The organism is Streptomyces sp. NPDC057616, from assembly GCF_042800575.1.
GTDB lineage: Bacteria > Actinomycetota > Actinomycetes > Streptomycetales > Streptomycetaceae > Streptomyces.
In genome coordinates this window covers 80,697-88,843 of the sequence record NZ_JBHVGU010000020.1, presented here as the reverse complement: position 1 = coordinate 88,843, position 8,147 = coordinate 80,697, and the positions used below count along the sequence as shown (strand labels likewise).

7 protein-coding genes are annotated in these 8,147 nt (G+C 74.3%); all 7 read right to left on the bottom strand.

The window, feature by feature from the left end:
* Positions 1-31: 31 nt before the first annotated feature.
* Positions 32-1,021 carry a hydrogenase expression/formation protein HypE gene (gene hypE / locus ACFU97_RS25070; protein WP_384260622.1) on the bottom strand — a complete coding sequence of 330 codons (990 nt, stop codon included), beginning with the start codon at positions 1,019-1,021 and terminating at the stop codon, positions 32-34.
* Between the two features lie 73 nt (positions 1,022-1,094).
* Entirely contained in the window at positions 1,095-2,240 is a 1,146-nt protein-coding gene (hypD, locus tag ACFU97_RS25065; protein WP_384260380.1) for a hydrogenase formation protein HypD, read from the bottom strand.
* A complete protein-coding gene (locus ACFU97_RS25060) occupies positions 2,237-2,554 on the bottom strand; it encodes a HypC/HybG/HupF family hydrogenase formation chaperone (protein WP_384260377.1) in 318 nt (105 codons plus the stop codon). Before ACFU97_RS25060 ends, hypD begins: the two co-directional genes overlap by 4 nt.
* A 10-nt stretch (positions 2,555-2,564) precedes the next feature.
* Complete coding sequence (gene hypF / locus ACFU97_RS25055; protein ID WP_384260375.1) at positions 2,565-4,898, bottom strand: carbamoyltransferase HypF; 2,334 nt, start codon at positions 4,896-4,898, stop codon at positions 2,565-2,567.
* Entirely contained in the window at positions 4,895-5,665 is a 771-nt protein-coding gene (gene hypB, locus ACFU97_RS25050) for a hydrogenase nickel incorporation protein HypB (RefSeq protein ID WP_384260373.1), read from the bottom strand. The genes hypF and hypB overlap by 4 nt, the downstream gene beginning before the upstream one ends.
* A gap of 48 nt (positions 5,666-5,713) precedes the next feature.
* On the bottom strand, positions 5,714-6,301 hold the full coding sequence (locus tag ACFU97_RS25045) for a hydrogenase maturation protease (RefSeq protein WP_384260370.1): 588 nt from the start codon (positions 6,299-6,301) through the stop codon (positions 5,714-5,716).
* A complete protein-coding gene (locus tag ACFU97_RS25040; protein ID WP_384260368.1) occupies positions 6,298-8,049 on the bottom strand; it encodes an enoyl-CoA hydratase-related protein in 1,752 nt (583 codons plus the stop codon). The genes ACFU97_RS25045 and ACFU97_RS25040 overlap by 4 nt, the downstream gene beginning before the upstream one ends.
* Positions 8,050-8,147: the final 98 nt, after the last annotated feature.

Sequence of the window (8,147 nt, the reverse complement as noted above, 5' to 3'; positions counted from 1 at the left end):
GTGCTCCGGCGGGGCCTCGTCGCGTGCCGGGTCAGCAGATGCGCGGCAGCTGCTCGCCCAGCGGGAGGTCCAGCACGCGGGTACCGCCGAGGCCGGTCGCGACCACGACCATGCCGGGGTGCTCGGCGACGCACTCGCCGATCAGCACGGCTCCGGCGCCCTGCGGGTGGGCACGCATCGCCGCCAGGACCTCCTCCGCCGCCTCCGGGGGCACGAAGGCGACCAGCCGGCCCTCGTTGGCGACGTACAGGGGGTCGAGGCCGAGGAAGCCGCAGGCGTTGGCGACGGCGTCCGGCACCGGGACGGCCCGCTCCCGGAGGCGTACGCCGGTGCCCGAGGCCCGCGCGATCTCGTTGAGGGACGCGGCCAGACCACCGCGCGTGGGGTCGCGCAGCACGTGCAGGTCGGGGGTGACCGCGAGCATCGTCGCCACCAGGCCGGCGAGCGGTGCGGTGTCGCTGGCGATCTCGACGCCGAACTCCAGCCCCTCCCGCACGCTCATGATCGCCACCCCGTGCAGGCCGATCGGGCCGCTGACGATGACGGCGTCGCCGGGCCGCGCCCGCTGGGGCCGGATGTCCACACCGTCCGGCACGAGTCCGACCCCGGCGGTGGTGACGTAGACGCCGTCGCCGTGCCCGGACTCGACCACCTTGGTGTCGCCGGTGGCCACGACGACGCCGGCCGCCTCGGCCGCCGTGCCCATGGCGCGGGCGATGCGCTCGACCACGGTCAGCTCGACGCCCTCCTCGAGGACGAAGGCCGCGGACAGGTAGGCGGGCCGGGCGCCGCTCATCGCGAGGTCGTTGACGGTGCCGTTGACCGCGAGGTCGCCCAGGCTGCCGCCGGGGAAGAACAGCGGCCTGACCACGTAGGAGTCGGTGGAGAACGCGAGCCTCGCGCCGCCCAGTTCAAGGACGGCGGAGTCGGCGAGGCCGGCGAGGGTGGGGTTGCCGTAGGCGGGCGCGAACACCTGCTCCATCAGCTCGGCGGACAGGGCGCCGCCCCCGCCGTGCCCCATGACCACCACGGGCTGGTCGCGCAGGGGCGCGGGACAGCTCCAGTTGGCGGGATCGACGCTCGTCTCGGAGAGTTCAGGCAACGGGGTTCATCTCCTCGCGTGCGGCGGCCCGTTCGGCCCGCGGCGTCCCGTCGTTCATCCGGCGGTAGAGGTAATAGGCCGCGCAGGCGCCCTCGCTGGAGACCATCGTCGCGCCCAGGGGGGTGCGCGGGGTGCAGGTGGTGCCGAACGCCGCGCACTCGGTCGGCTTGATCAGCCCCTGCAGCACCTCGCCGGCCCGGCACTCCGCGGGCTCCTCGGTACGGATGCCGCCGACGTCGAAGCGGTGCTCGGCGTCGTACGCCCGAAACGCCTCCGTCAGCCGCCAGCCGCTCGCCGGGATGGGCCCGATGCCCCGCCAGTTGCGGTCGGTGACCTCGAAGACCTCCTCGATCATCCGGACGGCCGCCGGGTTGCCGTCCTCGCGCACGGCACGCGCGTAGGCGTTCTCCACCCGGTGCTCGCCGCGCTCCAGCTGCAGGACGGCACGCCGGATGCCCTCCAGGATGTCCAGCGGTTCGAACCCGGTGACCACGAGCGGCACCCCGAACCGGTCGGCGAGCGCCGGGTATTCGGCCGTGCCCATCACGCTGCACACGTGCCCGGCGGCCAGGAAGCCCTGCACCCGGCAGGCCGGGGCCGTCATGATGGCCTCGATCGCGGGAGGCACCCGCACATGGGAGACGAGCAGGCTGAAGTTGTCCAGGCCCAGGCGGCGGGCCTGGTGCACGGCCATGGCGTTGGCGGGCGCCGTGGTCTCGAAGCCGATGGCGAAGAACACCACCTCCCGCTCCGGGTTGCGGCGGGCCAGCTCCAGGGCGTCGAGCGGCGAGTACACCACGCGTACGTCGCCGCCCTCGCCCTTGACCCGGAACAGGTCGCGGCCGGTGCCGGGCACGCGGAGCATGTCGCCGAAGGAGCAGAAGATCACGCCGGGGCGGGCGGCGATCTCCAGCGCCTTGTCGATGACCTCCAGCGGGGTGACGCAGACGGGGCAGCCCGGCCCATGGATCAACTCCACCTGTTCGGGCAGCAGTTGGTCGATGCCGTGCCGGATGATGGAGTGGGTCTGGCCGCCGCACACCTCCATCAGCGCCCAGGGCCGGGTGGCGGTGGCGCGGATGTCGTCCAGCAGCCGTCGCGCCAGGTCGGGGTCGTTGAACTCGTCGATGTACTTCACCGGGCCTCGCTCTCTCGGGTCTCCTCGGGCACGGCGGCGACCCCCGCGTCCCTGGCCGCCTGTTCCCAGGCGTCGCCGAACTCCTCCTCCAGCAGGCCCAGTTCCTCGAAGAGCTTCAGCGAGGCCTGGGCCGACTCCTCGTCCAGGCGCTGCAGCGCGAAGCCGACGTGCACGATGACGTACTCACCGACCCGCACGTCGGGGACGTACTCCAGGCACGCCTGCTTCTGCACTCCGCCGAAGTCGACGAGACCGGTGCGGGGTTCGGCGCCGTCGTCGATGGACACGACCTTGCCGGGCACTGCCAAACACATGGGTCACTCCTCACTGTCGTCCGTGTGCCGCGACCACCAGCTGCCCCAGGGCCAACCCGCCGTCGCCCGGCGGGACTTCGCCGTGCCGGAGCACGGTGAAGCCGGCGCCGGACAGCAGGTCCGTGCACTCCTGTTCCAGCAGGGCGTTGGCGAAGACGCCGCCGCTGAGCGCGACGACGGCCAGGTCGGAGGCCTGGCGCGCGCGCCGGCAGATCTCCAGGACGGCCCGTGCGACGCCGCGGTGGAACCGCGCGGCGATCACCGGTGCCGGGGTGCCGCGCCGCAGATCGGCGACGACGGCGCTCAGCACGGGCGCCGGGTCCGCCTGTACGGGGTCCGTCGTGATGCCGAAGGCGTACGCCTCGGTGCCGGCGCCCCAGGCCCGCAGGGCCGCAGCCTCCAGCTCCAGGGCGGCCTGGGCTTCGTAGCCCGCCCGATGGCAGACGCCCACGAGCGAGGACACGGCGTCGAAGAGCCGTCCCATGCTGGAGGTGGGGACGCAGGCCACGTTGCGCGCCAACTGCCGCTGCAGCACGGCCCGTTCGTCGGGAGCGCAGGCGGTGACGGAGGGCAGGTCCGGGTCCCAGGGCAGACCGGCGGCCCACAGCCGGGCCAGCGCGAGACGGCAGGGGTTGACGACGCCGGCGTCCCCGCCGGGGAGGGGGGCGGGGGCCAGATGGGCGAAGCGCCGGTAGCCGCCGTAGTCGGCGAGGAGGATCTCGCCGCCCCAGACGGTGCCGTCGTCGCCGTATCCGGTGCCGTCGAAGGCGACGCCGATCACGGGGGCCGTGACGCCGTGCTCCGCCGCGGCCGAGGCGATGTGCGCGTGGTGGTGCTGCACGAACACCGGCGTGGGCCGGGGCAGTTGGAGCGCACGCTGCCGGGCCCAGCGGGCCGAGTGGTAGGCCGGGTGCCGGTCCGCGGCGAAGAGCACGGGCTTCACCCCGGTCAGGCGGCGCATGTGCAGCTCCGCCCCGCGTGCCGCCTCCAGGGCGGTCAGGTCCCCCATGTCCCCGATGTGCGGGCCGAGCCAGGCCTGGTCGCCCTCGCCGACGCACAGCGCGTTCTTCAGGTCGCCGCCCACCGCGAGTGCCGGGCGCAGCTCCAGCGGCACGCGCAGTGGGCGGGGCACATATCCGCGGGAGCGGCGCAGCACCTGTTCGGTGCCGTCCTCGCGCACCCGCAGCAGTGAGTCGTCGCACGGGGAGGCGACGACCCGGTCGTGGGCGAGCCAGGCGTCGGCCAGTCCGGCGAGGCGGGTCAGCGCCTCGTCGTCGTCCGTGACGATCGGCTCCCCCGAGCGGTTGCCGCTCGTCATGACCAGGGCCCGCGGCCCCGGCGGGTCGCCCGGCAGCCCGAACAGCAGAGTGTGCAGGGGGGTGTACGGCAGCATCACGCCGATGTGCGGGCTGCCCGGGCACACGCCGGGCGCCAGCCGAAGGGACGCGCCCGAGGTGCGCCCGCGCAGCAGCACGATGGGGCGGCGGGGGCTGGTGAGGGCCTCGCGCTCGGCGGCGGAGACCTCGGCGATCCGCTCCACGTCGGCGAGGTCCGCGCACATGACCGCGAAGGGCTTGCCGCCCCGTTCCTTGCGGCCGCGCAGGGTGGCCACCGCGCGGGCGTCGGTGGCGTCGCAGGCCAGGTGGTAGCCGCCGAGGCCCTTCACGGCGACGATCCGCCCCTCGGCGAGCAGCGCCCGCGCCGCCGCCAGGGCGCCGGCGTCCCGCGCGGGATGGATGCCGCTGCCGAAGGCGGGCACCAGGCGCAGCCGGGGACCGCAGTCCGGGCAGGCCACGGGCTGGGCGTGGAAGCGGCGGTCGGCGGAATCGCCGTACTCCCGCGCGCAGTCGGGGCACATCGGGAAGCCGGTCATGGTGGTGGCCGCACGGTCGTACGGCATGCCGGTGGCGATCGTGAAGCGCGGCCCGCAGTGGGTGCAGGTGACGAAGGGGTGGCGGTACCTGCGGTTCGCGGGGTCGGTCAGGTCGCGCAGGCAGGCGGCACAGGTGGCCGTGTCGGGCGGGAGCTGGGTGCGGCCCGGTGACAGCTCGGTGGAGCGGATGGTGAAGGCGTCGTCGGCGCCGGTGACGGGCAGGTCCTCGACGTCGATGCCGGCGACGTCGGCCAGCGGCGGGGGCTCGGAACCCAGGTGGTCGCAGAAGCGGGTGACGCCGTCCGGTGCGCCCTCGACCTCGATGAGCACGCCGTACGCGGTGTTGCTCACGAACCCGGTGAGCGTCAGGCCGGCGGCCAGGCGGTGCACGTACGGGCGGAAGCCCACGCCCTGCACCGTGCCGCGCACCGTGACGCGGCGGCGGACGGCCGCGGTGGCGGGTGCTGTCACGAGAGGCGGCCGGCCGTGAGGCCCGCGCCCTCGTGCGCGTCGTCCTGCCCGCCCTCGTGCGTGTGCCCGTGGACGTGGGGGTGCGGCGCGAGCGGGGGCCTGTGGACGGGGCCCCCGTCCCGTACGGCGAGCACCCGCTCCAGGATCGTGTCGACGCCGTCACCGCTGCGCGCGCACGAGGGGACGATCTCCACTCCGGGGTTGACCTGCCGCACATGGGCGTCGAAGGCCGCGGCGTCGAAGCCGGCCGGCTCGGCGAGGTCGGTCTTGGTGAGCACCACCAGGTGGGCGGAGGCGAAGGCGGTGGGGTACTTCAGCGGTTTGTCCTCGCCCTCCGTCACCGCCATCAGCACGATCCGCAGGCGCTCGCCGAGGTCGTAGGAGGCCGGGCAGACGAGGTTGCCGACGTTCTCCACGAAGAGCAGCGCGGTGTCCTCGGGCAGCCAGCTCTCCACATGCCCGCGCAGCTGGCGGGCCTCCAGGTGGCAGAGCCCGTCGGTGAGCAGCTGCTTCACCGGTGCTCCCGAACGGGCCAGCCGGCGGGCGTCGTTCTCCGTGGCCAGGTCGGCGGTGAGCGCGGCCACCGGGATGCCGCGTTCCACCGCGCGGGCCAGGACGCGCCCGAGCAGTTCCGTCTTGCCGCTGCCGGGGCTGGACAGCAGGTTGACGATGGTGACTCCGCGCCGGGCCAGATCACCGCGCAGGCTCGCGGCCAGGCCGTCGTTCTTCGCCAGGACGGCCTGGGTGACGTCCACGGAATCGCACATGCGCAGCTCCTCGGGCCGGTGTCGGAGGGACCGGGACGGTCCGGTCCGTCACCGATCCTCGGCGCCGCCCGCCGTCGGGGAGGCGAGCCCGGCCGCGGACAGGTCCGCAGATTCGTCCGGGCGGCGCAACGACGCGCCGGCCGAGGGGTCGGCGAGCAGCACGGGGACCAGCCGGTGCAGGGCCTCGGCGGCCCGGCCGACCGCGTCGCGCACCGGGGCGCTCAGACCGGGGACGATGTCCTCGTCCGGATCCGGCCGGTCCAGGGGCTCGCAGGCGAGCACGAGGACGCGCAGCAGCGGCCCGTCGCCCAGGTGCGCGGCCAGGGCCAGCACCTTGGCCGGGTCCATGCCGTGGGCTTCGGGCGGTGCGGCGCTGCGGCCCGCGTCGGGGACCTCCGCCTCGATCAGGGACAGCGTGCCGGGCCGGTGGCCCCGTTCGGCCGCGTCGACCAGGACCGCGACGTCGTAGCCGTCGAGCAACTCGTAGGCGAGGTCCAGGCCGCGGATGCCGAAGTCGCGCACCCGCACCTCGCCGGGCAGCGGACGATGCTCCAGGACGCGGATCACCTCGGGTCCGAAGGAGTCGTCCGCGAGGAAGATGTTGCCTACGCCGGCCACCAGCACGCGTGCGCTCACCGGGCGTCCCCGGCGGGCAGGGACAGCGGTCGGGCGCAGGAGCCGGGAAGCTTGCGGACGAAGGCCGACCGGAGGGCGTGGTAGTCGGCCTGCGGGTCGAAGAAGATGGCGCGCATCCGGGCGAGTTCGTCGCGCCGGTACTCCGCGAGCGGCCGTTCGTTCTCGTCCGTGCGCCGGGCGGCGGCCTTCGCGGTGATGCGCTGCACGAGGTCCGGGGCCGCGCCGAGTTCGGCCGCGAGGCTGTGGACCTCGGCGCCGAACTCCTCGGCGGCGACGGGGACCAGACGGTCCACGAGCCCGATGCGGGCGGCGTGGGCGGCGCTCATCGGCAGCGCCTCCTCGGTCAGCTTCTGGGCCGTGCGCGCTCCGACGCGGCGCGGCAGCGTGTACGTCCAGAACTCGGAGCCGTACAGGCCCATCCGCCGGTAGTGCGGGTTGAGGACGGCGCCCGTGCGGCACCACACCTCGTCGGCGGCGAGGGCGAGCATCAGGCCGCCGGCCGCCGCGTTGCCGCCGACCGCCGCGACCACCAGCCGGTCGGTGGTGCGCAGGACCGCCTCGACCAGGTCGTCCATGGCGTTGAGGTTCGTCCAGGACTCACCGGCCGGGTCGGCGGCGGCCTCGATGACGTTCAGATGGATGCCGTTGGAGAAGAAGTCCCGGCCGCCGTCGAGGACCAGGACCGAGGTGGGGCGGGTGAGGGCGTAGCGGTAGGTGGCGAGCAGCCGGCGGCAGTGGTCCGTGCTCATCGCACCGCCGGGGAAGGAGAAGGACAGGAAGCCGACGTCGCCGTGCTGCCGGTAGCGGATGTCGGTCAACGTGCGCCGTTCGGCGGGCAGTTCGAGCGGGACGGGCATCTCGGGCAGCCGGAGTGCGGGATCGCCGGTGCCCCCGCGGGGCGCCGCGGCACCGGACGCGGACGGGAGGGTGTCGAGCACGGAGACCGCCGGGCGGCGGAAGGGCGCCGGGTCGCCGGAGGTCTTGCGGGGGCGCAGTTCCGGGATCCACACCGCGCCGTCCACGGTGGCGCGGCAGATCGCTCCCGCGCGGGTGGCGAGCAGTTCGCCGGGGCGGCCGCGGAGCTTGTCCTCGTGGTGGCCGCCGTGCAGGAACACCTCGTGGCCGAGGAGTTCGTCCAGGACGCCGGGCTGGGAGTCGGCGCCGCGCAGTTTGCGCAGCACCGTGCGGGTGCTGTCCTTCTCCCAGTCGATCCAGCGCCGCTCCTGGCGGAAGAAGTCGCGCCAGACCACCACGGTCCCGGGATCGCTCTGCGGCCGCGGCTTGTACGAGCCCTCGGCGTACCGCTGCACGGCCCGCAGGACGGCGGCCGAGGCGGCGTCGGAGACCTCGTTGCGGTACAGGTCGCTCTTGCCCACGGGCGGGACGGGGAAGGACTCCGACGCCCAGACGTCCCCCGCGTCCATCGCGGCCTCGGCCTGGAGGACCGTCACTCCCCAGTGCGTCGCCTCCTCGTCGATCGCCCAGTCCAGGGAGGCGGGACCGCGGTCGCCGGGTGGTCCCGGGTGCACGATGAGGCAGGTGTGCTCCTGCCACACGTCCTCGGGCAGCGCCGTCCTCAGCATCGGCGCGACGATCAGCTCCGGCCGCACCTCGCTCACGGCGGCCCGGACGGCGTCGGCGCCGTGCGAGGCGAGGACGACGTCCACCCGGTGGTCCAGGTCCGACAGTTCCGCGTACACGCGCTGGGACAGGCTGTTGAACGCACTGACGACGAGCAAGATGTCCATGACCCGGCATACTCGCCGTTTCGGATGTCCGCGAAAAGGATCACCACGGCGTTTCGGCCGCCTGCGTCAGGCCCTTGCTCCATCTGGATCGCACGGTC